Origin of the sequence: Streptomyces sp. NBC_01306, assembly GCF_026340465.1 — a bacterium.
GTDB lineage: Bacteria > Actinomycetota > Actinomycetes > Streptomycetales > Streptomycetaceae > Streptomyces.
On record NZ_JAPEPC010000001.1, the window covers coordinates 1,580,759 to 1,605,068 of the forward strand.

Consider the following 24,310-nt stretch of genomic DNA (forward strand, 5'->3'; position numbering starts at 1 on the left):
CCGTCCGTACCGCGGTCGGTACCGCGGTCGGTACCGCAGTCGGTATCGCAGTCGGTATCGCGGTCGGTATCGCGGTCGGTATCGCGGGGAAGCACGGCCGAGAGCAGCCCGCCGTGCACCGGATACGGCCGCTCGCCGGGCAGCAGCGCCGCCGCTCCCGTCTCGTCACCGGCCTGGACCAGCGCATGGATCCGGTGGACCAGCGGGGTCACATCGGTGATCGACACGGTCCACTCGTCGGCGTACCGGCGGGCGGCGTCACCGGAGAGACCGAGCTGCAGCGAGCGGTACGGCTGCGGCCTGAGCCACAGGTCGCGTTCCGGGTCCCACTGGACACGCGCCGGGGACCGCTTCAACTCCCGCTTCCAGGAGGCCTGATCGGCGTGGACGGCCCGTTCGTACGAGGAGAGGCAGGCGTGCCGCAGCGCCCAGTCGAACCCGGACCTGCTGATCTCGACGGCCAGCACCGTCTCCTGGCCCTCCTTCGCCGCCCAGCCGCAGCGGTACATCATCCACAGGAACGAGGGCTTGATCCAGGTCATCCGGTCGCGCTTCCAGGCCGCGGGGAACCGGCCGTCGCGGGCCGCGGGCAGGCCGATGGACGGGGTGTACGCCTGGTAGACGGTGACCGTGGACTCGGTGTGCAGCGCGCGGATGCGGTGCTTCGGTTCGGTGGCGGGCGGTGCGTCCGTGGCGGGCTGTGCGTGGGTGCCGGGCCCGGTGATCTTCTCTGCCATGCGGCAAGGGTGCGCCGTCACCGCCCGTGCGGGCCACCGGAATTACGGCGACCCGCACGGCACAACGGTCCGGGGGAGCACAGCCCGGCATGGCCCGACATGGATCCGCCCCCTCGCGGCGGGGGACCGGGAGGGGGCGGGGTCTCAGGGGGTGAGCCGGGGATCAGCCCTGGTGGGGGTAGGTGTACTCGGTCGGCGGGACCAGGGTCTCCTTGATGGCCCGGGTCAGGGTCCACCGCTGGAGGTTCTGGGGGGCGCCGGCCTTGTCGCAGGTGCCCGAGGCACGGCCGCCGCCGAAGGGCTGCTGGCCGACCACGGCGCCGGTCGACTTGTCGTTGATGTAGAAGTTGCCCGCCGCGTAGCGGAGCTTCTCCATCGTGTGCGCGGCCGCCGCGCGGTCCGACGCGATGACCGAGCCGGTCAGGGCGTAGTCGGAAGCCGACTCCATCTGCTCCAGCATCGCGTCGTACGAGCCGTCCTGGCTGTCGTCGTAGACGTGCACGGCGAGGATCGGGCCGAAGTACTCGGTCGTGAAGACCTCGTTCGCCGGGTCGGTGCACTCGATGACCGTGGGCCGTACGAAGTAGCCGACGGAGTCGTCGTAGGTGCCGCCCGCGATGACCGTGCAGGTCGGGTCGGCCTTGGCGCGGTCGATCGCGGCCTTGTTCTTCGCGAACGCGCGGTCGTCGATGACGGCGCCCATGAAGTTCGACAGGTCCGTGACATCACCCATGGTGATCCAGTCGACCTCGGCGGCGAACTCCTCGCGGAAGCCGCTGTTCCAGATCGATGCGGGGATGTACGCACGCGAGGAGGCCGAGCACTTCTGGCCCTGGAACTCGAACGAGCCGCGGGTCAGCGCGGTCTTCAGCACGGCGCGGTCGGCGCTGGGGTGCGCGACCACGAAGTCCTTGCCGCCGGTCTCGCCCACCAGGCGCGGGTAGGTGCGGTACTTGTGGATGTTCTCGCCGACCGTCTTCCACAGGTACTGGAAGGTGGGGGTGGAACCGGTGAAGTGGATGCCCGCGAGGTCACGGTGGTTCAGCGCGACCTCGGAGACCGCGACGCCGTCGCCCGTCACCAGGTTGATGACGCCCTTGGGCAGGCCGGCCTCCGTGAGGAGCTCCATGAGCAGGACGGCCGCGTGGGTCTGCGTCGGGGACGGCTTCCAGACGACCACGTTGCCCATCAGGGCCGGGGCGGTCGGCAGGTTGCCCGCGATGGCCGTGAAGTTGAACGGCGTGATCGCGTAGACGAAGCCTTCGAGCGGCCGGTGGTCCATCCGGTTCCAGACGCCCGGGGAGTTGGCCGGAGGCTGCTCGGCCATCAGGTCACGGGCGTACTTGACGTTGAAGCGCCAGAAGTCGATCAGCTCGCAGGGAGTGTCGATCTCGGCCTGCTGGGCGGTCTTGCCCTGGCCGAGCATGGTCGACGCGGCCATGGTCTCGCGCCACGGGCCGGAGAGCAGCTCGGCTGCGCGCAGGATGATCGCGGCGCGGTCGTCGAAGGACATCGCGCGCCAGGCGGGGGCTGCGGCCAACGCGGCGTCGATCGCGTCCTGGGCGTCGGTCTGCGTGGCGTGCGCACCGGTACCGATGACGGACTGGTGGTTGTGCGGCTGGACGACGGTGAACGGCTCGCCGCCGCCCATCCGCTTCGCACCACCGATGGTCATGGTGAGCTCGATCGGGTTCTCGGCCAGCTCCTTGAGCTTGGCTTCGAGGCGCGCACGCTCCGGGGAGCCCGGGGCGTAGGAGTGGACCGGCTCGTTGACCGGCGCGGGGACCTGGGTCACAGCGTCCATGAGTGCCTTGTCTCCTTTATGTCGAGGTGGGGTGGTCAGCCGGGCAGGTCAGCCCTTGGTGAGCACGGAGCGGCCGAAGAACAGCAGGTTGGCCGGCTTCTCCGCGAGGCGGCGCATGAAATAGCCGTACCAGTCGGTGCCGTACGCCGTGTAGACGCGCATCCGGTGGCCCTCGGCCGCGAGCCGGATGTGCTCGTCACTGCGGATGCCGTACAGCATCTGGAACTCGTACTCGTTCAGTTTGCGCCCGGCCCTGCGGGCCAGCTCCTGGCCGATGGCGATCAGACGCGGGTCGTGGGACCCGATCATCGGGTAGCCGTCGCCGTCCATGAGGATCTTCAGGATCCGGACGTACGCCTTGTCGATCTCGGTCTTCACCTGGTACGCGACGGAGGCGGGCTCCTTGTAGGCGCCCTTCACGATGCGGACCCGGCTGCCGGCCGCGGCGAGGCGGCGGGCGTCGTCCTCGGTGCGGAAGAGGTAGGCCTGAATGACACAGCCGGTCTGCGGGAAGTCCTTCCGCAGCTCCTCGTGGATGGCGAACATCGAGTCGAGCGTGGTGTGGTCCTCGGCATCCAGGGTAACCGTGGTGCCGATGGCGGCGGCGGCCTCGACGACCCGGCGGACGTTGGCGAGCGCCAGCTCGTGGCCGCCATCCAGCCCCTGGCCGAACATCGACAGCTTGACCGACATCTCGGCCTTCTCGCCCAGACCGAGGTCCTTGAGGCGGTCGACCAGCTCCAGGTAGGCGTCACGGGCGGCGGTGGCCTGCGCGGGGGTGGTGATGTCCTCACCCACCACGTCGAGGGTGACCTCCAGGCCCTTGTCGGCGGCGTCCTTGATGATCGGGACGACCTGCTCGACGGTCTCACCGGCGATGAAGCGGCCGACGACCTGCTTGGTGCCCGGGGCGGCCGAAATGAACCGGCGCATCTTGTCACTTCGCGCCGCAGCGAGGATCACGGGAGCCAGCACGGAGCACCTCCAACCAAAAGTACGAACGAGGACCGCAGCGGTACGGAAGCGGTATGAACCGAATCGGACCGGTACAGCACGGGGGAACTACTTCGAAACTTAAGGACCGCTCCGATGTTCTGCCATCGACAGCTGTCACGCATCCGTGCCCTGGATCTCAGACATATGTCTGAAGGGGTGGGAGAATGCCAAGCGTGAAGGGTGACTACCAGGAACTGGCCGACGAGATCTCGGCGCTGCTCGGCGCCCCCGCGACCCTGGAGAACCGGGATTTCGGGCTGATCGCCTTCGGTGCGCACAACAGCGAGGACGACAGCGAGATGGACCCGGTCCGTACCCGCTCGATCCTCACCCGGCGGTCCACCCCGGCCGTCCGCTCCTGGTTCGAGGACTTCGGCATCACCCGCGCCACCGGCCCGGTCCGCATCCCCGCCGCACCGGAGGCCGGGGTCTTCCGTGGCCGGATCTGTCTGCCGGTACGCCATCGGGGCACCGTGTACGGATACGTCTGGCTCCTGGACTCCGACCCCGGCCCCACGGACCGCCGGCTGGCCGCGGCGATGGAGGTGACCGCGCGCATCGGCGACCTGCTGTTCGAGGAGGCGCAGGCGGGCGCCGGGCTGTCGCGTGAGTTCCGCGCGGTGCTCACCTCCGAAGCCGGCTGGCCGCGCGACATGGCGGTGGCGGCGCTGCGTACGGCGCTGGGACCGAGCGCGGACGGGCTGCACGCCATGGTGTGCGTGGCGCCCTGGCCGGACGAGGATCCGCCGGTCCGCCCCGTACCGGCCGCCGCTGCGCTGTGCACCCTGCCGGGAACAGGCCCGGACGCAGGCCCTGGCGGCCCCGGACCCGGTACGGGCGGCCCCGGATCCAGTACGAGCAGCGGCCCGGCCGACGGCGGGGGCCCGGTCGCCGAAAACGCTCCGTACGCCCTGGCGGCGCTGATCAGAGTGCGCAGCGCCGGCACCCTCGACCCGGCGCTGAGTGCCGCGTCGCGCCTCGCGGAGCTGGCGGGGGCCGGGGTCACCGCGGGCGTGGCCCCGGCCCGGCACGGTCTGACCGAGCTGTCGGTGTCCTGGCGCGAGTGCGCGGCAGCCGCCCGCGCCGCGGCGGCCGAGCCACGGTTCGGCCCGGTCGCGGAGTGGGCGTCGATCGGCCCGTACCGCCTGCTGACCGCGCTCCCCCGGGGGCTCGCACGCGACACGGTGGTACGGGATCTCACGACGCCGGCCCATGCCGAACTGGCCCACACCGCCGAGGTGTTCCTCGACTGCGCGGGCCAGGCCGGGCGGACCGCGTCGGCGCTCGGCATCCACCGCCAGACCCTCTACTACCGCCTCTCCCGCATCGAGCAGCTGACCGGCCTCGATCTGGACGAGGGCGAGGACCGGCTCCTGCTGCACATGGCGCTGAAGGGGGCGCGGCTGTAGCGGCTCCGGCGGAAGGTGTTCCGGCGGCTCGGTCAGGCGGGCGTGTAGCCGCGGGTGCGGAGCACCTGCTGGACGACGTCGGTGAAGGCGCGGGACGCGGCGCTCCGGTAGGCGCTCTCGCGCCGGAGGAGTGCGACGGTGCGTTGTGGCAGGGGCGGTTCGAGAGGGACGGGGCGCAGGTGCGGGTGGTCGTGGGTGATGGCGTCGGGCAGGACGGTCGCCAGCCCGGTGCGCCGGACGATCTCGGTGAGCGCCTGGATGGAGTTCGCCTCCACCATGATGCGGGGACTGACCCGTTCCTGGGCGAAGTAGGCGTCGATGTGGCCGCGGGTGGCGAAGTCGCCGCTGAGCAGGGCGAGATGACGCTCGGCGAGGGCTCTGGCGGGCAGCGGCTGTCCGCCGTCGGGGTCGGCGTCGGACCTGCCCGCGCCGATGACGAGGCTGAGGGTTTCGGTGAACAGGGCTGTCGCGGCGATACCTGGCAGATGGGGGCCGTCGAAGGCGATACCGAGGTCGAGACCGTCGGCGAGCAGGGCCGACTCGATGTGATCCTGCGTCATCTCCCGGACGTCCAGGGCGATACCGGGATGACGGGTGTGCAGCTCGGCGATCAGGGGCCCGATCAGATAGGCGGTGAAGGTCGGGGTCACCGCCAGGCGCAGGCTGCCCCGGGAGAGGTCCTGCACATCGGCGACGGCACGTTCGGCGGCGGCCAGGTCTCGTAGCGCGCGGCGGGCGTAGTGCACGTACGCCTCGCCGGCGTCGGTGAGGCGTACGGCGCGTCCGGTACGGTCCAGCAGCTGCACCCCCACGCCGCGCTCCAGCTGTTTGATCTGCTGGGACAGGGTGGGCTGGGAGATCCGCAGGTCCTCGGCGGCGCGGGTGAAGCTGCCGTGCTCGGCAACGGCGAGCAGATAGCGCAGATGACGCAGTTCCAGGGCCATGCCTCGACTATAGATGCCATCAATAGGGCTGATGGATATTACGTCTTGGACGCTATAGGCCGAGGTCGTGCATGGTGGATCCAGTCAGCGGATCCGGTCGACGGATCCGGCCGACGGATCCGGTCGGCCCACCGGCTGGGCATCCACCGGCCCGGCATTCACCGGTTCGGCATCCATCGAAGGGAGTGGCCATGCACGACCTCACCGAGGGAGTACGGCGCTTCAAGCGGGACAGCTTTCCCCCCAGGGCGGAACTCTTCGCCCACCTCGCGGACCACCACCGGCCGACGACACTGTTCATCGGCTGCTCCGACGCCCGTGTCCTGCCGGAGCTGATCTGCGCCAGCGAGCCGGGTGAGCTGTTCGTGATCCGTACCGCCGGCAACCTCGTCCCCGCCCACGCCCCGGCCCGCGCCGACGGGATCGCGGCGAGCATCGAGTACGCCGTCACGGTGCTGGGTGTGTCCTCCATCGTGGTCTGCGGGCACTCCGCCTGCGGCGCGATGACCGCCCTGGCCGAAGGCCACGACCTGACCGGTGCCCCCGCGGTCGCCGACTGGCTGCGGCACGCCGCCCCGCCCCAGCCCGCCACCGCGACCGGGGCCGGAGCGGTCACCGTGGACGCGCTGATACGCCGGAACGTGCTCGCACAGCTGACGAACCTGGCCGGCCACCCCTCGGTGGCCCGTGCGCTCGCCGCCGGCACGGTCACCCTGTACGGCTGGGTCTACGACATCGCCACCGGCACTGTCGAAAGGCTCGACCCCGCGACCGGCCGCGGCACCGCACTCGCCGCCTGACCTGCCCCCCCAGCCCCTCCTGATCCCCGACGCAGCGCCGCGCCCGGGATCACCACCCCACCCGAGAACCCGCCGCGCCCGCCCCCGCGGGAAGCAGCACACACAGCTCCCAGCCCCTGGAGAGCACACCGAAAGGAAGACCGGCTCATGATGCACGCCCAGCTGGACCCCACCGCCCGTCAGGCCCTGGCCGTCGCCGCCGTGGAGGCCAAGACCCGCAAGGACCTGTCCTGGCAGCAGATCGCCGACGCCGCCGGGCTGTCACCCGCTTTCACCACCGCCGCCGTCCTCGGCCAGCACGCCCTGCCGGCCGACGCCGCGCAGGCCGTCGCCGAACTCCTCGGCCTGGACGACGACGCGGTGATGCTGCTGCAGACCATCCCGACCCGCGGTTCGATCCCCGAGGGCATCCCGACCGACCCGACGATCTACCGCTTCCACGAGATGCTCCAGGTCTACGGCACCACGCTCAAGGCCCTGATCCACGAGCAGTTCGGCGACGGCATCATCAGCGCGGTCAACTTCCGGCTCGATGTGCGGAAGGTTGCCGATCCGGAGGGCGGCGAGCGCGCCATCATCACCCTGGACGGCAAGTACCTGCCCACCAAGCCCTTCTGACCCGCAGGCCGCAGACCCTCTCCCCCTGGCCCTCCACCCCCACTCCCCCGATTTCACACCTGGAGGAATCCTCATGGACTTCGCGCAGCGCACCATCGACCTCGCCCGGCAGAACGTCGCCGACGGCGGCCGGCCGTTCGCGACCGTCATCGTCAAGGACGGCGAAATCCTGGCCGAGAGCGCGAACAAGGTCGCCCAGACCAACGACCCCACGGCACACGCGGAGGTCCTCGCCATCCGCGACGCGTGCGTGAAGCTGGGCACCGAGCACCTGGCCGGCACCACCATCTACGTCCTGGCCCACCCCTGCCCGATGTGCCTCGGGGCGCTGTACTACTGCTCCCCGGACGAAGTCGTCTTCCTCACCACCCGTGACGCCTATGAGCCGCACTATGTGGACGACCGCAAGTACTTCGAACTCGACACCTTCTACGGTGAGTTCGCCAAGGACTACACCGAGCGCCGGCTGCCCATGCGCCACCAGTCGCATGACGGCGCGGTCGACGTCTACCGGCACTGGCAGGAGCTGAACGGCGGCGAGCGCCGCGTGGCCGGGGCCCCCACCGCCGGCTGATACCCCGGGCCGACCGAAGGGACGGCGGGGGCGGTCTCGCCCCCGCCGCCCCGGGCACGCAGCCGAGCAGGCGGGACCAGTCCGCCCACAGCGCCCTTGCACGGGCCGGCCGTCAGGCCGGCCCGTGTCCGTCGTCCCCGATGATCGCCCTGAGCCCGTCCGTGAGGTCCCGCGCGGAGGGCGCCGTGCCGGGGTCCATCAGCCACTGGACCATCACCCCGACCAGCAGCGCCTGGTAGACGAGCCCGGCCGTACGGGCCTTCTCCGGCTCGGTCTTCTCGTCGATGCCCTGGAAGTTCTCGGCGAGTCCGCTACGGCCCTCCTGCTGCGGCCCGGCGATCGCCTTGCGCAGCTCGGGCTCGTCATCGATGCGCGAGACCACTTCGAGCTGGAGTTTCCACAGGGCCCGGCTGTCCTCGTACGAGCCGATGACCTTCCCCCAGACCGCCTCGAAGCGCTCGTACGGATCGGCGATGGCCGTGGGATCCACCCCGGACTCCTCGCCGACCGCGTCGCCCCACTCCTCGGTCACCTTGAGGAAGGCCAGATTCAGCAGAGCCTCCTTGGAACCGTAGTGGTAGCCGATGGAGGCCAGATTCGTACCTGAGGCGGCGACGATGTCGCGGGCCGTCGTCCGCGCGTACCCCTTCTCCAGCAGGCAGCGCTTGGCGCCTTCGAGCAGATCCTCACGATGTCCCATGACAGCAGCGTACCCGGCTCACAGACGCCTGTGTAAGACGTATGTCTACGAGCCGGGTACGGCGTGACATGCGGAAATCAGCGGTGACGTGCGGGAAATCAGTCGGTCAGGTTGACCGAGCGGGCCGAGGCGGCGCCGATCTCCTCGGAGATCTCGGCCAGCACGGCCGGCGGCACGGTGTCGTCGACGGTGAGGACGACCAGCGCCTCGCCGCCCACGGCCGCCCGCGAGACCTGCATGCCCGCGATGTTCAGCCCGGCCTCGCCGAGGATCTTGCCGACCGCGCCGACCACACCGGGGCGGTCCGCGTAGCGCAGCACGACCATGTGGTCGGAGAGCGCCACGTCCACGTCGTACTCACCGACGGAGACGATCTTCTGGAGGTTCTTCGGACCGGCCAGCGTGCCGGAGACCGAGACCTCTTCGCCGTCCGCGAGAGTTCCCCGGACGGTGACGACGTTGCGGTGGTCGGGCGACTCGGAGCTGGTCGTCAGACGGACCTCGACACCGCGCTCCTGCGCGAAGAGCGGGGCGTTGACGTAGCTCACGGTCTCGTCCACGACGTCCTCGAACACGCCCTTGAGCGCCGAGAGTTCGAGCACCTTGACATCGTGCTGGGTGATCTCGCCGTACACCTCGACGTCGAGCCGGGCGGCGACCTCGCCCGCCAGCGCGGTGAAGATCCGGCCGAGCTTCTCCGCGAGCGGCAGCCCCGGCTTCACGTCCTCGGCGATCACGCCGCCCTGGACGTTGACCGCGTCGGGAACGAGCTCACCGGCGAGCGCGAGGCGTACGGACTTGGCGACCGCGACACCCGCCTTCTCCTGCGCCTCGTCCGTGGAAGCACCGAGGTGCGGGGTGCAGACGACCTGGTCGAACTGGAAGAGCGGGGAGTCCGTGCAGGGCTCCTTCGCGTAGACGTCCAGACCCGCACCGGCGACGCGGCCCTCCTTGAGGGCGGAGGCGAGCGCCTCCTCGTCCACGATCCCGCCACGCGCGGCGTTGACGATCCGGACGTGCGGCTGCACCTTGTGCAGCGCCTCGTCGCCGATCAGGCCGATCGTCTCGGGGGTCTTGGGGAGGTGCACGGTGATGAAGTCCGCGACTTCGAGCAGCTCGTCGAGCGAGAGCAGCTTGACGCCCATCTGGGCGGCGCGCGCGGGCTGTACGTAGGGGTCGTAGGCGACGATCTTCATGCCGAAGGCCGACATGCGCTGCGCGACCAGGACGCCGATCCGGCCGAGGCCGACGACACCGAGGGTCTTCTCGCTCAGCTCGACGCCGGTGTACTTCGAGCGCTTCCACTCGCCGTTCTTGAGCGCGCTGTTGGCCTGCGGGATGTTGCGCGCCGTGGCGACCAGCAGACCGCAGGCGAGTTCGGCGGCGGTGACGATGTTGGAGGTCGGTGCGTTCACGACCATGACGCCGGCCTTGGTAGCGGCGGAGACGTCGACGTTGTCCAGGCCGACACCGGCACGGGCGACGATCTTCAGCTTCTTGGCTGCGGCGACGGCTTCGGCGTCGACCTTGGTCGCCGAGCGCACCAGGATCGCGTCCACGTCGGCGATGGCGGGCAGCAGCTCCGCGCGGTCGGCGCCGTTGCAGTGCCGGACCTCGAAGTCCGGGCCCAGCGCGTCCACCGTGGCGGGCGACAGCTCTTCAGCGATGAGTACGACAGGTTTCGAGCTCACGTTAGTCCTCACAAGTCCGTTGCGGACGGCCGTCCCGACGGCCGCAGGCGGAGGGGCTGGGGCGCGTGGAAGACGCACGACGCTGTGGGCCTGACGCGTATGTCTGAGCAGTGTAGTGGCGTCGCGGCTTACTTATTCCGCCAGTTCGGAAGGATCACCCGTCCGTGGTTGGCCGCAGTGGACAGGGGGCCGTCCCGTCCGGGAGGCCCCCTGTCCTGGTGGCTTACGCCTCGTCGTTGTCGACCCAGCTCATGAGCTTCCGGAGCTCCTTGCCCGTGGTCTCCAGGAGGTGGTTCTCGTCGGCCTTCTTGTACTCGTTGTACTTCTTCAGGCCGCCGTGGTACTCGTCCATCCAGTTCTTGGCGAACGTACCGTCCTGGATCTCGCCCAGGATCTTCTTCATCTCGACCTTGGTCTGGTCGGTGATGATGCGCGGGCCGCTGACGTAGTCGCCCCACTCAGCGGTCTCGGAGATCGACCAGCGCATCTTCTCCAGGCCGCCCTCGTACATGAGGTCCACGATCAGCTTGAGCTCGTGGAGGCACTCGAAGTACGCGATCTCCGGCTGGTAGCCGGCCTCGGTCAGCGTCTCGAAGCCCGCCTTGACCAGCGCGGCGGTGCCACCACAGAGGACGGCCTGCTCGCCGAAGAGGTCGGTCTCGGTCTCCTCGGTGAAGGTCGTCTTGATGACGCCGGCCCGGGTGCCGCCGATGCCCTTCGCGTACGAGAGCGCCAGCGCCAGGCCCTTGCCCGAGGCGTCCTGCTCGACGGCCACGATGCACGGAACGCCGCGGCCCTCCTCGTACTGACGGCGGACCAGGTGACCCGGGCCCTTGGGGGCGACCATGCAGACGTCGACATTGGCCGGCGGCTTGATGAAGTCGAAGCGGATGTTCAGACCGTGGCCGAAGAACAGCGCGTCGCCGTCCTTCAGGTTGCCCTTGATGGACTCCTCGTAGACCTGGGCCTGGATCGGGTCCGGGACGAGGATCATGATGACGTCGGCCTCGGCGGACGCCTCGGCGGGGGTCACCACGCGCAGGCCCTGCTCCTCGGCCTTGGCCTTGGACTTGGAGCCCTCGTGCAGACCGACACGGACGTCGACACCCGAGTCACGCAGCGACAGCGCGTGGGCGTGGCCCTGGCTGCCGTATCCGATGACTGCGACCTTGCGGCCCTGGATGATCGACAGGTCGGCATCGTCGTCGTAGAAAAGCTCGGCCACTGGGATATCTCCTTGGTGTGCAGGTGTTACGGCCCACCGTACGGGGGGCGGGGAGGGGAAGGTTTCCGGGTCTCGCCATGCGAGCGGGCGGGCACCGCGTGATCCGCCGGAACGCGCGGTGCCCGACGGCTCGGAGGCCGCCCGGCGGACTCTCAGGCGCTGCGTTCGAGCGCTCGCAGGCTGCGGTCCGTGATGGAGCGCGCGCCGCGGCCTATGGCGATCGAGCCGGACTGGACGAGTTCCTTGATGCCGTACTGCTCCAGCATCTTGAGCATCGCGTCCAGCTTGTCGGTCCCGCCGGTGGCCTCGATGGTCACGGCCTCCGGTGAGACGTCCACGGTCTTGGCGCGGAACAGCTGGACGATCTCGACGATCTGGGAGCGGGTCTCGTTGTCGGCGCGGACCTTCACCAGGACGAGCTCGCGCTGGATCGCAGCGCCGGGCTCGAGTTCGACGATCTTCAGGACGTTGACCAGCTTGTTGAGCTGCTTCGTCACCTGCTCCAGCGGCAGGTCGTCGACACTCACCACAATGGTGATGCGGGAGATGTCGGGGTGTTCGGTGACGCCCACGGCGAGCGAGTCGATGTTGAAGCCGCGGCGGGAGAACAGGGCGGCGATCCGGGCGAGGATGCCCGGCGTGTTCTCGACCAGGACGGAGAGCGTGTGCTTGGTGGACATGTCGTCGGTCTCTCTCTGTCTCAGTTCTCTTCGCTGTCGCCGAAGTCGGGGCGGACACCGCGGGCGGCCATGACCTCGTCGTTGGAGGTACCGGCGGCCACCATGGGCCAGACCATCGCGTCCTCGTGGACGATGAAGTCGACCACGACCGGGCGGTCGTTGATCGCGTTCGCCTCGGCGATGACCTTGTCCAGGTCCTCCGGGCGCTCACAGCGCAGCGCGACACAGCCCATGGCCTCGGACAGCTTCACGAAGTCCGGGATCCGGGTACCGCCGCTGGCCTTGCCGTCCGCCGCGATGCCGTCGGCGTCGGGGCCCGAGTGCAGCACCGTGTTGGAGTAGCGCTGGTTGTAGAAGAGGGTCTGCCACTGGCGGACCATCCCGAGGGCGCCGTTGTTGATGATCGCGACCTTGATCGGGATGTTGTTGAGCGCGCAGGTGGTCAGTTCCTGATTGGTCATCTGGAAGCAGCCGTCGCCGTCGATCGCCCAGACCATCCGGTCCGGCATACCGGCCTTGGCGCCCATCGCGGCCGGGACCGCGTAGCCCATCGTCCCGGCGCCGCCGGAGTTCAGCCAGGTGGCGGGGTGCTCGTACTGGATGAAGTGCGAGGCCCACATCTGGTGCTGTCCGACGCCCGCCGCGAAGATCGTGTCTCCGTCGGCGGCCCGGCCGATGCGCTCGATGACCTGCTGCGGGGAGAGGCTGCCGTCCGCGGGCAGGTCGTAGCCCAGCGGGTAGGTGTCGCGCCAGCGGTTGAGGTCCGTCCACCAGTCCGCGTACCGCTTCTGGGCGGCCTCACCCATGGTGCCCTCGGTGTGCTCGGCCTGGACGGCCTGGACCAGGTCGGCGATGACCTCGCGGGCGTCTCCGACGATCGGGACGTCCACCTGGCGGTTCTTGCCGATCTCGGCGGGGTCGACGTCCGCGTGGATGACCTTGGCGTCCGGCGCGAAGCTGTCCAGCTTGCCGGTGACGCGGTCGTCGAAGCGGGTGCCGAGCGCGATCAGCAGATCGGACTTCTGCAGTGCGGTCACCGCGGTCACCGCACCGTGCATCCCGGGCATGCCCACGTGCTGCGGGTGGCTGTCGGGGAACGCGCCGAGCGCCATCAGCGTGGTGGTGACCGGTGCCCCGGTCAGCTCGGCGAGCACCTTGAGCTCCGCGGTGGCGTGCGCCTTGATGACACCGCCGCCGACGTACAGCACCGGGCGCTTGGCCTGCGCGATGAGCCGGGCCGCCTCACGGATCTGCTTGGCGTGCGGCTTGGTCACCGGCCGGTAGCCGGGCAGCTCCAGCTGCGGTGGCCAGGAGAACGTCGTCTGCGCCTGCAGCGCGTCCTTGGCGATGTCGACCAGCACCGGGCCGGGCCGCCCGGTCGAGGCGACCTGGAACGCCTCGGCGATCACCCGCGGGATGTCGGCCGCGTCGGTGACCAGCCAGTTGTGCTTGGTGATCGGCATCGTGATGCCGCAGATGTCCGCCTCCTGGAAGGCGTCCGTACCGATGGAGGCGGAGGCCACCTGACCGGTGATCGCGACCAGCGGGACCGAGTCCATGTGCGCGTCGGCGATCGGCGTGACCAGGTTGGTGGCACCGGGCCCCGACGTGGCCATGCACACGCCAACCTTGCCGGTGGCCTGCGCATATCCAGTGGCCGCGTGACCCGCGCCCTGCTCGTGCCGGACCAGGATGTGGCGCACCCGGGTGGAGTCCATCATCGGGTCGTACGCCGGGAGGATCGCACCGCCGGGAATGCCGAATACCGTATCGGCCCCGACTTCCTCAAGAGAACGGATGAGGGACTGCGCGCCCGTGACGTGCTCGACGGTGGCGGACGACGGTCCGCCGTTACGGGCCCGCGGCTGCGGGTGGTGGGCCCCGGTGGCCTGCTCGGTCATCGGCATTCTCTTCTCGAAGCTGAGGGTTTTTGCGGGGATTTTCGCGGTGTTCCGGTGGTGCTGGTGCAACAAAAAACCCCCCGTGCCGTGAGGCAAGCGAGGGGAGCGCGTCGGGGGCATTGAGCGGAGCTGGTGAGGAGCTCTGCTTCAGCCGACGCGCTTTCCAAGTACGAGAATTCGGGTGGTCATGGCACTGACCCTCCTCCCGCCCCCCGGTGACTGTCAAGTGGGTGGGACAGGCGTCTCATTATTTGAACCGGCGAAGGACCGTGTTCCGAGCAGTACCGGCCTGGCCGCACCACCCGGCAGGGGGAAGCGCGAACGGCTCAGGGAGCGGCGCAGCCGGTACTCGTCCAGTGGCCCGGCGAACGCCATGCCCTGCCCGTGCGTACACCCCATCGCGCGCAGCGCGGTCACCTGTTCGGGTAAGTCGACCCCGTCCGCGACCGACTGCATACCCAGGTCGCAGGCGATGCGCAGCAGCCCGCTGGTGATTTTGTGCAGCCGCGCCGATTCCACCACGCCCTCGACCAGTCCGCGGTCCAGTTTGAGTACGTCGACCGGCAGCCGCCGCAGTGCGTTTATCGCGGCGTAGCCCCGGCCGAATCCGTCCAGGGCGATCCGCACACCATGCCTGCGCAGGACCATCAGACGGCGCTCCAGCTCCTCGAAGGCGATCCTGGGGTCGCTGTCGGCGATCTCGATGACCAGGGCGCCGGAGGGCAGCCCGTGCCGGCTGAGGAGCGCCTCGATGGAGCCGAGCGGCATGGACCTGTCCAGCAGCCTGCGCGCGGAGAGGCGCACGGCTACCGGCACCTGGTGCCCGGCGCCTCCGCGGTCCGCGGCCTGCTCGACGGCCTCTTCGAGCAGCCAGCGGCTGAGCTCACCGGTGCGGGCGCCCTCGGCCATGTCCCCGGTCTCGTGGACCTGGAGGAACTCCGCGGGGGTGAAGAGGATGCCCTGGGTCGACCGCCAGCGGGCCTGGGCCGCGACGGCAGCGATCCGGCCGGTCGTGAGATTCACCACGGGCTGGTGCAGCAGGGCGAACTCGCCGTCGTGCAGCGCGGTACGGAGCCGGGCGGACAGCTCGGATCTGCGGACCACCTCGGCCTGCATCTGCGGCGCGTACAGCTCGACGCGGTTCTTGCCGCCGGCCTTCGCCCGGTACATGGCGAGGTCGGCGTTGCGCATCAGATCGGTCGGGGTGATGCCCGACTCGGCGAAGGCGACGCCGATGGAGGCCGCGACCCGCACCTCGCTGCCCTCGATCCGGTACGGCTCGGAGAGCCGCAGCCGCAGCCGGTCGGCGATCTCGTGGACCTGGGATTCGCGGGCGGGCAGGTCCTGGCCGCCGTTGCCGATGATCAGGGCCGCGAACTCGTCGCCGCCGAGCCGGGCCGCCGTGTCCCCGGACCGGACCGACTCCTGGAGACGGCGGGCCGCCTGGATCAGCAGTTCGTCACCGGCCTGGTGGCCGATGGTGTCGTTCACCGCCTTGAAGCCGTCCAGGTCGATGAAGAGCACCGCCGTGCCGTGGTCCGTCGCCCTGCGCCCGACTAGCGCCTTGCGGACCCGGTCGGTGAAGAGCGCGCGGTTGGGCAGGTCGGTGAGCGGATCGTGCTCGGCGTTGTGCTGCAACTGGGCCTGGAGCCGGACCCGTTCGGTCACGTCCCTGCTGTTGAAGATCAGGCCGCCCTGGTGGCGGTTGACCGTGGACTCGACATTGAGCCAGTCGCCGGTGCCGGATCTGAAGCGGCACTCGATACGGGTGGTGGGCTCGCTGGCGGGTGAGGCGGCCAGAAACCGCCGCACCTCGTGGACCACGCGCCCCAGGTCCTCGGAGTGGATGAGTGAGGCGAGCTCGGAGCCGATGAGTTCTTCGGCGTCCCGCCCGTAGACACCGGCGGCGGCGGGGCTGACGTACCGCAGGATGCCGGTGGGTGCGGCGATCATGATGACATCGCTCGACCCCTGCACCAGGGAGCGGAAGTGGTTCTCCTTCTGGGCCAGTTCATGGGTGAGCGCGATGTTGTCGACGAGCATGATGCCCTGCCGTACGACCAGGGCGAGCACGACCGTGCAGCCGGTGAAGACGACCACCCGGTCCACTCTGCGGCCGTCGATCACGTTGTCGAGGATGCCGAGGGTGCAGACGGCGGCGGCGAGATACGGCGTGAGAGCGGACAGCGACCCCGCGATCGGACGGCTCGGGCGGCCCGGATGCCGGATCCCCCTGGGCTCGGGGACCGGGTCGGCCCCGGTGAATCCGGTGGCTCCCAGCCGTGCGGCCCAGGGGGCGTACGCCAGGAGCAGCGACCCCGCGAACCAGCCGGCGTCCAGCAGCTGGCCCGAGTGGTAGTTCGCGCGCAGCAGCGGCGAGGTGAAGAGGGCGTCGGACAGGACGGTGAGGGCGAGCCCCGCGATGGCGGTGTTGATGGCCGAGCGGTTGGCGTTGGACCTGCGGAAGTGCAGGGCGAGCACCATGGACACCAGGACGATGTCGAGGAGCGGGTAGGCGAGCGAGAGGGCCGCGTGGGCCACACTCTCGTGGTTGCCTTCCAGCCGCGCGGTGTGCGCCAGCGCGAGGCTCCAGGAGAGCGTCAGCAGCGAGCCGCCGATGAGCCAGGCGTCCAGCGCCAGGCAGACCCAGCCGGCCCGGGTGACCGGACGCTTGGCGAGCACCAACAGCCCCACGATCGCGGGCGGCGCGAAGCAGAGGAAGAAGAGGTCGGCGAGGGAGGGGGTGGGCACCGGGATCTGCAGGACGACCTCGTACCAGCCCCACACCGCGTTTCCGCAGGAGGCCATCGCGGAGGAGACCGAGAAGAGCAGCCAGGCGGGCCGAAACCTGATCTCCCGGGTGCGCGCGTACAAGAGGCAGGAGACCGCCGCCAGCGCCGCGGCGAAACTGAGGCCGAAGTCGCCCATCACAAGGGCCAGTTGCTTGGAACCCCAGTCGAACGCCGAGCCGACCGCATACCCTCCGCACACTACGGCGAGGAGGAGTTGGGAGAGCAGACCCCCCGGGCCGCCGGAGACCGGCTGCCGGGCGAGCAGCGCCCCCGACGCGCTCACCGCTCCTCCCCCGGAGCCGCTGACCGCGGCATCGCCCGGCACGGGCCGGATCTGTGCAGGGTGGCTCGCCGGGAACGCCGTCGATGGCCCCGCCGCGTCAGCTGGTTCGTCCATTGGCCGTGCATCGCCCGTCGCCCCCTCGGAATCTGTACGCTCCCCCGCACCGTGACCTTGCGCGGTGGAGCCCCCAACCGGACGATACACCAGTACCGTCACTCAGGGACATAGGGCCTCTACTCTCCGTTACGAGCAGGAGAGTTGTGGGCACACAGCGCATCCAAATGCCTGCAGAACGTGCCTATTCGGTCGTCAGGACGACATTGTCCAGCGGCTCATCCGCGGCGAACCGGGTCAGCTGCGAAGCCAGCAGACGCGTGGCGCGCGGCATGAACGCCGAGGTGGGACCGCCTGCGTGGGGACTGATGAGACAGCCGGGAGCGTGCCACAACGGGTGCCCCGCGGGCAGCGGTTCGGGGTCGGTGACGTCGAGGGCCGCGTGCAGCCGTTCCGACTCCAGCTCGGCGAGGAGCGCCTTGGTGTCGACGACGGGGCCGCGCGCGACGTTCACCAGCAGCGCACCGTCCTTCATCCCCGCCAGGAACTCCGCGTCCGCCAGCCCCCGGGTCTGCTCGGTGAGCGGCGTGGAGAGGACGACGACGTCCGCTTCCGGCAACAGTTCGGGCAGATCGGTGAATGCGTGCACTTGACCGCGCTCCGTAGTGCGTGAGGAGCGCGCGACGCGCGCCACCCGCGCGCACTCGAAGGGCACGAGCCGGTCCTCTATGGCAGCACCGATCGACCCGTATCCGACGATCAGTACCGTCTTGTCGGCGAGCGCCGGGCGGAAACCGGACTGCCACTCCTCACGCTGCTGACCGCGCACGAAGTCGGGTATGCCGCGCAGTGAGGCCAGTATCAGGGTGAGGGTGAGTTCGGCGGTCGACGCCTCGTGCACACCGCGCGCGTTGCAGAGCTGCACGCCCGCGGGGAGACGGTCAAGTCCCGGGCGTACGTGGTCGACACCGGCCGAGAGGGTCTGCACCACACGCAGATTCGTCATCGCGCCGAGCGGGCGCAGGGCGACCTCCATGCCCTGCATGTAGGGGACCACGTAGAAGGCACAGTCCGCGGGGTCCGCCGGGTACTGCGGACCGCCGTTCCAGAAACGGTATCGGAGGGCGTCGGGCAGCCCGTCGATCTTGTCGGGCGGGAAGGGGAGCCACACATCAGCAGTCATGACCAGGAGGTTAGTTTGGGGGCGGGAAGAGGGAGGATGCGGCCAGGTGGAGCGCAGGACAATCGGGGCGGCAGCGCTCGAAGTGGGCGCGATCGGGCTCGGCTGTATGCCGATGAGCTGGGCGTACACCGGATCCCAGCAGCGCGGGGACCGTTCCCTGCGTACCGTGCACGCCGCACTCGACGCCGGCTCGACCCTCCTCGACACGGCCGACATGTACGGCCCGTTCACCAATGAACTGCTGCTGGGGCGGGTCCTGAAGGAGCGCAGGGCCGATGCCTTCCTCTCCACCAAGTGTGGCCTCCTCGCGGGCGAACAGCACATCGTCGCCAACGGCAGGCCGGGTTACATACGCCGGGCCTGCGATGCCTCGCTGCGGCGGTTGCAGACCGATGTGATCGACCTCTATCAGCTGCACAGGGCCGACCCCGAGGTGCCCGTCGAGGAGACCTGGGGGGCGATGGCCGAGCTGGTCGCCGCGGGGAAGGTGCGGGCCCTCGGTTTCTGCGCGGTCGGAGCGCGCGCCTCCCGGCGCCCCGGCGCACGCCTTCATGACGCGACGGTGGGACAGCTGGACCGGGTGCAGCAGGTTTTTCCGGTGAGCGCGGTACAGGCCGAGCTCTCGGTCTGGTCCCGGGACGCTCTCGACTCACTGCTGCCGTGGTGCGAGGCGCGCGGGGTCGGCTTCCTGGCGGCGATGCCGCTGGGGAACGGTTTCCTCTCGGGCACGCTCACGCCGGGGCAGGGCTTCGAGCCCGACGACATGCGGGCCAGGCATCCGCGGTTCACCGCCGAGATGATGGCGGCGAACCAGCCGGTGGTGGCGGGGCTGCGGCGGATCGCGGGGCGTCATGGGGCGACGCCTGCCCAGGTGGCGCTGGCGTGGGTGCTGAGGCAGGGGCCGCATGTGGTGCCGGTGCCGGGGACCAAGCAGGAGCGGTGGGCCGTGGAGAACGCTCGCGCTGCGGAACTGGTGCCGACAGCAGAGGATCTTGGGGAGATCGCGGAACTGCCGCCCGCACGGGGCTCCTGGGACTGAGTCGTCCCGGTGCCGCCTCTTCCGTACGGCCCTTTCTGTACGGCTCATTCTGTGTGCCCGGGGGACAGGGCTGCGCCGGGGCGGCCCTTTCGGGGCCGAACGGGCGCGGGTGGGAACCGGCGGCGGACCTGCGGTGTATGAACAGTAGCTGTGCTGTCGTCGAAGGGATCAGAACCGTGCAACGTCCAGCTGTGACAGCCGTGTTGGCGTCGGCCCTGCTGTTGTCGGCCGTCGGGTGCTCCTCCGGGGGCGGTGATGAAATCACCGGCACCGGCCGCGCCCCCGGGCCGCACGCACCCGCCTCCGCGTCGGCGTCCCCGTCCAGAGCCGTCCCGCCTGCGAAGGGGACGGTCAAAGTGGTCTCGACCCTCACCACGGGTCTCGACTCACCGTGGGGGGTAGCGGTGCTCCCGGAGGGCGATCTGCTGGTCTCCTCGCGCGATCGGGGGACGATCACCGAGGTCGATGCCAAGACCGGCCGGAAGACTGTGATCGGGAAGGTCGCGGGGGTCGCGCCCGCCGGTGAGGGCGGGCTGCTGGGGCTGGCGCTCTCCCCTTCGTACGCCTCGGACCATCTGGTCTACGCGTACTTCACCACCACGTCCGACAACCGCATCGCGCGCATGTTCTACGACGCGAAGCAGCCGGCAGGACAGCAGTTGGGGGCACCCGACACGATCTTCAAGGGCATCCCGAAGGGAACCGTTCACAACGGCGGGCGGATCGCGTTCGGACCGGACAAGATGCTCTATGCCGGGACCGGGGAGACCGGCGACCGAGGTCTGGCCCAGGACAAGAAATCACTGGGCGGAAAGATCCTCCGGATGACACCGGACGGACAGCCGGTGCACGGCGACCCCTGGGCCGACTCCGTCGTCTACTCCTACGGCCACCGCAACGTGGAAGGCCTCGCCTGGGACGCGGACGGGCGGCTGTGGGCCGACGAATTCGGCCAGGACACCTGGGACGAACTCAATCTGATCGGCCCCGGGAAGAACTACGGCTGGCCCGAGGCGGAGGGCAGAGCGGGAAAGGCGGGGTTCACCGACCCGGTGGAGGAGTGGAAGCCGGCGGACGCCTCTCCCAGCGGTCTCGCCTATGCCGAGGGTTCCCTGTGGATGGCGTCCCTGCGGGGTGAGCGACTGTGGCGGATCCCGCTCAACGGAGACAAGCCATCGGCCAAGCCGCAAGCCTTCCTCCAGGGGAAGTACGGGCGGCTGCGCACGGTGGTCTCCGCGGGCGGGGACAGGCTGTGGCTGGTCACCAGCAACACCGATTCGCGGGGCAGGCCCAAGGCCGGGGACGACCGGATCCTCCAGCTGGAGGTGAAGTAGCCCGGGGTTACGCTGGGGAGGGCTCACCGCACGGGAGTCCGGCCGGGGCTCACCGCAGGGGGTCTGGATGTTCAACCTGATAGAGCAGCTCTTCGCACCCGGGCGCAAGCACACCGAGGACGAGAACAAGCGGCTGGAGCTGTCCCGCGTCGATCTCAACGACGGCGATCCGGGGCGCGGTCCGATAGACCTCGACTCGGGCACAGTGATCATCCGGTCACAGGAGCAGGATAAGAGCCAGGACCGGGACCAGGAGCAGGAGTAGGAGTAGGAGTAGGAGTAGGAGCAGCGTCGCCCGGCGTCCGAGTCCTAGGGCCACCGGCACCCGCACCCCCGCATCCGTACAGCTGCCTGCACCCCCCATCCGTACAGCTCAGAAGGCCCCCTGAGCGGCGGCCTCCGAAAGGTCCTCCGCGGTGTCCGTGAAGAGGCGCAGCCGGTGGGTCAGGGCGGCCGCCTCGCCTCGTCCTGTGACGCCCAGCTTGGCCAGGATGTTGGAGACGTGCACGCTCGCCGTCTTGGGCGCGATGAACAGCGTCTCGGCTATCTGACGGTTGGTGCGGCCCGCTGCTACCAGGCGCAGGACGTCCTGCTCACGGCTGGTGAGGCCGAAGTCGTCGACAGCGCTGCGCATGTCTGCCGGTGCCGGAGCACCTACGTGGTCCGCGGCTTCGGTGAGGGGGAGTCTGGCGCGCTGTGCGAGCAGCCTGATCTCCTCGGCCAGCGGGCGGGCGCCGAGCCGGTCGGCCGTCGCGAGGCTGCTGCGGAGCAGCTTCGCGGCACGTTCCCGGGCCGCGGGTTCGCGGTCGGAGCCGTGCGCGAGCAGGGCGGCGGCCCAGTGCAGGTGCACCTGCGCCAGCTCAAAGGGGCGTTCCAGTGGCTCCAGGGCCCCGGCAGCCGCGCTCCAGTGCTCCGGCCGGTCCAGACCGTCGGCACGGGCCAGCTCGGCGCTGACGTGCAGGGCGTAGGCACTCCAGAGCGGTACGGGCGTGGCGAGCCGCTTCGCCGTGGAGCAGATGAGTTCCAGGGATTCCGTGCGGCCCGGCTCGGCCGCCGGCAGGCCTCGGGTGTTGGCTTCGGCGGTGGCGGCGGCGAGAACCAGGGGCCAGCCGTAGCGCTGGGTGCCGGGCGGGAACCCCGCTTCCACCGCCCCGGCCAGTACCGCACGGGCCTCGTCCAGCTGCCCCTGGGCGGCCAGAATCCCGAGGCTGAGCCTGGCCAGCGGTATGGAGTGCTGGGGCATCGGGTCATGGGTGCCGAAGTGGGCGTTGGCCGAGGCGAGGTGCCGGGCTGCCTCGTCCTGCTCCCCGCGGAGCAGCGCCAGGTCCGCGAGCCGCAGGCAGACGTTGCCCCGGGGCTTGGCGCTCTGCGCGCACCGGAGCACCCACTGCGCGCACGCCGACGCCTCCTCCCAGCGGCCCAGGGCGAACAGCGAGTCGGTCATGTTGCCCCGGACCCAGGCCTCCTGGTCCCGCAGGCCGTACTTGCCCGCGAGGGCGATACCGGCGGTGCCCACGTCGACGGCCTCGGCGGAACGGCCGATGGACTCCAGGTTCGACATCAGATTGGTGTGCGCGCGGCAGCCTTCGGCGACCAGGCCGAGTTCGGTCGTCCGCTTGAGGGCGGCCCGCATGGTGGCCAGCCCGGTCTCGATGTCGCCGGAGTCGATCAGGAGGCCGCCGAGGGTGAGGCGGGCGCTCAGTTCGATCTCCTCCGCACCGACCAGCCGGGCGTAGTCCACGGCGCATTCGGCCGCGGTCAGGCTGTCGGGTCCCGGTTCGTGGAGCATCGCCCAGCTCGCCGCAGTGGTGAGCACCTGGGCATGGACGGCCGACGGGGGCAGCCCGCGTACCAGCTCCTGCGCAGTGGCGATCTCCCGCCAGCCGTTGCCCCGGGCGAGGCTCTGCTCCAGCTTGGCCCGCTCGGTCCAGAACCAGGCGGCGCGCAGTGCGTCGTCGGCGCCGCCGTCGATGATGCGCAGGGCCTTCTTGGAGATCTTCAGGGACCGTTCACGCTCACCGCAGCAGCGCGCGGCGACCACCGCTTCGGCGAGCAGGTCGAGATAACGCAGCGCGGACGGCGCGGATGTCCCTGGTTCGTGTCCGCAGGCCGGGTAGGCATCGGCGGAGTCCATCGGCCGCAGCCCGTCCCGTACATCGACCGGCGCACTGTCCCAGACCTCCATCGCCCGCTCCAGGAGCCGCAGTTGCTCGGAGTAGGCGTGGCGCCTGCGTGCCTCCGCCGAGGCCAGCAGCACAGCGGGCAGGGCCTTCGCCGCGTCGTGCGCGTAGTACCAGTAGCCGGCGAGCCGGGTGGTGCGCGCGTCGGCCCGTACGAGCGAGGGGTCGTTCTCCAGGGCCTCGGCGCAGCGGCGGTTGATACGGGAGCGTTCTCCCGGCAGCAGATCGTCGCTGACGGCCTCGCGTACCAGGGAGTGCCGGAAGCGGTAACCTCCGCCGTCCGGCGCGGCGATCAGGATGTTGGCCCCGACGGCGGCCCGCAGCGCCTCGATCAGATCGTCCTCGGACAGCCGGGTCACGGCGGCGAGCAGCGGATACTCGACGGTCGAGCCGCCCTCGGCCGCGAACCGGACAACCCGCTGGGCGTCGTCGGACAGGGCCTCGACCCGGACCAGCAGCAGATCGCGCAGTGAGTCGCTGATCCCGGAGACCGAGCAGTTGCCTCCGCTGCAGACGGCCAGCTCCTCGACGAAGAAGGCGTTGCCGTCGGAGCGGGCGAAGATCTCGTCGGCCAGCGAGGCCTCCGGCTCGGCGGCGAGGATGCCGGTCAGCTGGAGCCGCACCTCGGACCGGGTGAAACGGGCCAGCTCGATCCGGCGGACCGTACGCAGCCGGTCCAGTTCGGCCAGGAGCGGACGCAGCGGGTGGCGCCGGTGGATGTCGTCGGCCCGGTAGGTGGCGACGACCACGAGGCGTCCGCTGCTCAGGGTCCGGAAGAGATAGGCGAGCAGATGGCGCGTGGACGCGTCGGCCCAGTGCAGGTCCTCCAGGACCAGCACCACCGTACGGTCGGCGGCGATCCGCTCAAGGAGCCGGGAGGTCAGCTCGAAGAGCCGGGCCGTGCCGTCCTCGTGGTGCGCCTGCCGGCTGGTGTCGCCCAATTCGGGCAGCAGCCTGGCCAGTTCGCCCTCCTGACCCTCCACTGCGGCGGCCATCTCGTCGGGAAGGTGGCGGCGCAGCGCGCGCAGGGCGGTGGAGAACGGGGCGTACGGAAGGCCGTCGGCGCCGATCTCGACACAGCCGCCGACGGTGACGACGGCCCCGGCGCGTCCGGCGCCCTCGATGAACTCCTCGACGAGCCGGGTCTTGCCGACACCGGCCTCCCCGCCGATGAGCAGCGCCTGCGGCTCCCCTCCGGTGGCGCGGGAGAGCGCGTCTCCGAGCACGGCCAACTCATCGGCTCGGCCGACGAATACGGGGCTGACTGAGGTGAACTCCACAGCGCCGAGCATCGCACAGCGGTCCGACAGTGCGGCACCCGATATACGGATGCCGCCTGCCGCGGTGCCGGTGTCCGGCTGCGCAC

18 protein-coding genes and 1 pseudogene are annotated in these 24,310 nt (G+C 70.1%); 7 read left to right on the plus strand and 12 right to left on the minus strand.

Features of this window, described 5'->3' with window-relative positions; all coding sequences use genetic code 11:
- Nucleotides 1–119: 119 nt before the first annotated feature.
- The 3 genes and pseudogenes from OG385_RS06670 to OG385_RS06680 all read right to left on the minus strand — a co-directional run.
- Nucleotides 120–656, minus strand: a pseudogene (locus OG385_RS06670) (DUF4291 domain-containing protein); the annotation flags it as partial.
- Between the two features lie 244 nt (nt 657–900).
- Complete coding sequence (pruA, locus tag OG385_RS06675; protein WP_266852714.1) at nt 901–2,541, minus strand: L-glutamate gamma-semialdehyde dehydrogenase; 1,641 nt, start codon at nt 2,539–2,541, stop codon at nt 901–903.
- A 48-nt stretch (nt 2,542–2,589) separates the two neighbouring features.
- Nucleotides 2,590–3,516: a proline dehydrogenase family protein gene (locus OG385_RS06680; RefSeq protein ID WP_266852716.1), complete on the minus strand. Its 927-nt coding sequence runs from the start codon at nt 3,514–3,516 to the stop codon at nt 2,590–2,592.
- A gap of 194 nt (nt 3,517–3,710) precedes the next feature.
- Between OG385_RS06680 and OG385_RS06685 the strand changes: the two genes are divergently transcribed.
- Nucleotides 3,711–4,946: a CdaR family transcriptional regulator gene (locus OG385_RS06685; RefSeq protein WP_266860684.1), complete on the plus strand. Its 1,236-nt coding sequence runs from the start codon at nt 3,711–3,713 to the stop codon at nt 4,944–4,946.
- A 32-nt stretch (nt 4,947–4,978) separates the two neighbouring features.
- Here OG385_RS06685 and cynR read toward each other — a convergent pair whose 3' ends face one another.
- A complete protein-coding gene (gene cynR / locus OG385_RS06690; RefSeq protein WP_266852718.1) occupies nt 4,979–5,890 on the minus strand; it encodes a transcriptional regulator CynR in 912 nt (303 codons plus the stop codon).
- Between the two features lie 191 nt (nt 5,891–6,081).
- Between cynR and OG385_RS06695 the strand changes: the two genes are divergently transcribed.
- The 3 genes from OG385_RS06695 to OG385_RS06705 all read left to right on the plus strand — a co-directional run bounded on the left by OG385_RS06695 (nt 6,082) and on the right by OG385_RS06705 (nt 7,882).
- Nucleotides 6,082–6,690 carry a carbonic anhydrase gene (locus OG385_RS06695; RefSeq protein WP_266852720.1) on the plus strand — a complete coding sequence of 203 codons (609 nt, stop codon included), beginning with the start codon at nt 6,082–6,084 and terminating at the stop codon, nt 6,688–6,690.
- A gap of 147 nt (nt 6,691–6,837) precedes the next feature.
- A complete protein-coding gene (gene cynS / locus OG385_RS06700; protein WP_266852722.1) occupies nt 6,838–7,308 on the plus strand; it encodes a cyanase in 471 nt (156 codons plus the stop codon).
- A gap of 73 nt (nt 7,309–7,381) precedes the next feature.
- Complete coding sequence (locus tag OG385_RS06705) at nt 7,382–7,882, plus strand: nucleoside deaminase (RefSeq protein WP_266852724.1); 501 nt, start codon at nt 7,382–7,384, stop codon at nt 7,880–7,882.
- Between the two features lie 112 nt (nt 7,883–7,994).
- Here the strand turns inward: OG385_RS06705 and OG385_RS06710 are convergent, their stop codons facing one another.
- The 7 genes from OG385_RS06710 to OG385_RS06740 form a co-directional block, all read right to left on the minus strand.
- Nucleotides 7,995–8,582, minus strand: a complete 588-nt coding sequence (locus tag OG385_RS06710) for a TetR/AcrR family transcriptional regulator (protein ID WP_266852726.1) — start codon at nt 8,580–8,582, stop codon at nt 7,995–7,997.
- 98 nt (nt 8,583–8,680) lie between these two features.
- A complete protein-coding gene (gene serA / locus OG385_RS06715; protein WP_266852728.1) occupies nt 8,681–10,273 on the minus strand; it encodes a phosphoglycerate dehydrogenase in 1,593 nt (530 codons plus the stop codon).
- A 223-nt stretch (nt 10,274–10,496) separates the two neighbouring features.
- A complete protein-coding gene (ilvC, locus tag OG385_RS06720) occupies nt 10,497–11,498 on the minus strand; it encodes a ketol-acid reductoisomerase (RefSeq protein WP_266852730.1) in 1,002 nt (333 codons plus the stop codon).
- 152 nt (nt 11,499–11,650) lie between these two features.
- Nucleotides 11,651–12,178 carry an acetolactate synthase small subunit gene (ilvN, locus tag OG385_RS06725; RefSeq protein ID WP_266852732.1) on the minus strand — a complete coding sequence of 176 codons (528 nt, stop codon included), beginning with the start codon at nt 12,176–12,178 and terminating at the stop codon, nt 11,651–11,653.
- 20 nt (nt 12,179–12,198) lie between these two features.
- On the minus strand, nt 12,199–14,085 hold the full coding sequence (locus tag OG385_RS06730; protein WP_266852734.1) for an acetolactate synthase large subunit: 1,887 nt from the start codon (nt 14,083–14,085) through the stop codon (nt 12,199–12,201).
- A gap of 216 nt (nt 14,086–14,301) precedes the next feature.
- Nucleotides 14,302–17,154 (minus strand): bifunctional diguanylate cyclase/phosphodiesterase, encoded by a 2,853-nt coding sequence (locus OG385_RS06735; RefSeq protein WP_266852736.1) that lies wholly within the window; start codon nt 17,152–17,154, stop codon nt 14,302–14,304.
- 298 nt (nt 17,155–17,452) lie between these two features.
- Nucleotides 17,453–18,391: a 2-hydroxyacid dehydrogenase gene (locus OG385_RS06740; RefSeq protein WP_266852738.1), complete on the minus strand. Its 939-nt coding sequence runs from the start codon at nt 18,389–18,391 to the stop codon at nt 17,453–17,455.
- Nucleotides 18,392–18,437: 46 nt separating this feature from the next.
- Here OG385_RS06740 and OG385_RS06745 point away from each other — a divergent pair, with 46 nt between their 5' ends.
- The 3 genes from OG385_RS06745 to OG385_RS06755 all read left to right on the plus strand — a co-directional run bounded on the left by OG385_RS06745 (nt 18,438) and on the right by OG385_RS06755 (nt 21,029).
- Complete coding sequence (locus OG385_RS06745) at nt 18,438–19,430, plus strand: aldo/keto reductase (RefSeq protein WP_266852740.1); 993 nt, start codon at nt 18,438–18,440, stop codon at nt 19,428–19,430.
- Between the two features lie 191 nt (nt 19,431–19,621).
- Nucleotides 19,622–20,764 carry a sorbosone dehydrogenase family protein gene (locus OG385_RS06750; protein ID WP_266852742.1) on the plus strand — a complete coding sequence of 381 codons (1,143 nt, stop codon included), beginning with the start codon at nt 19,622–19,624 and terminating at the stop codon, nt 20,762–20,764.
- A gap of 67 nt (nt 20,765–20,831) precedes the next feature.
- A complete protein-coding gene (locus OG385_RS06755) occupies nt 20,832–21,029 on the plus strand; it encodes a DUF6191 domain-containing protein (RefSeq protein WP_266852744.1) in 198 nt (65 codons plus the stop codon).
- Nucleotides 21,030–21,137: 108 nt separating this feature from the next.
- Here OG385_RS06755 and OG385_RS06760 read toward each other — a convergent pair whose 3' ends face one another.
- Complete coding sequence (locus OG385_RS06760; protein ID WP_266860685.1) at nt 21,138–24,236, minus strand: helix-turn-helix transcriptional regulator; 3,099 nt, start codon at nt 24,234–24,236, stop codon at nt 21,138–21,140.
- Between the last annotated feature and the right edge of the window lie 74 nt (nt 24,237–24,310).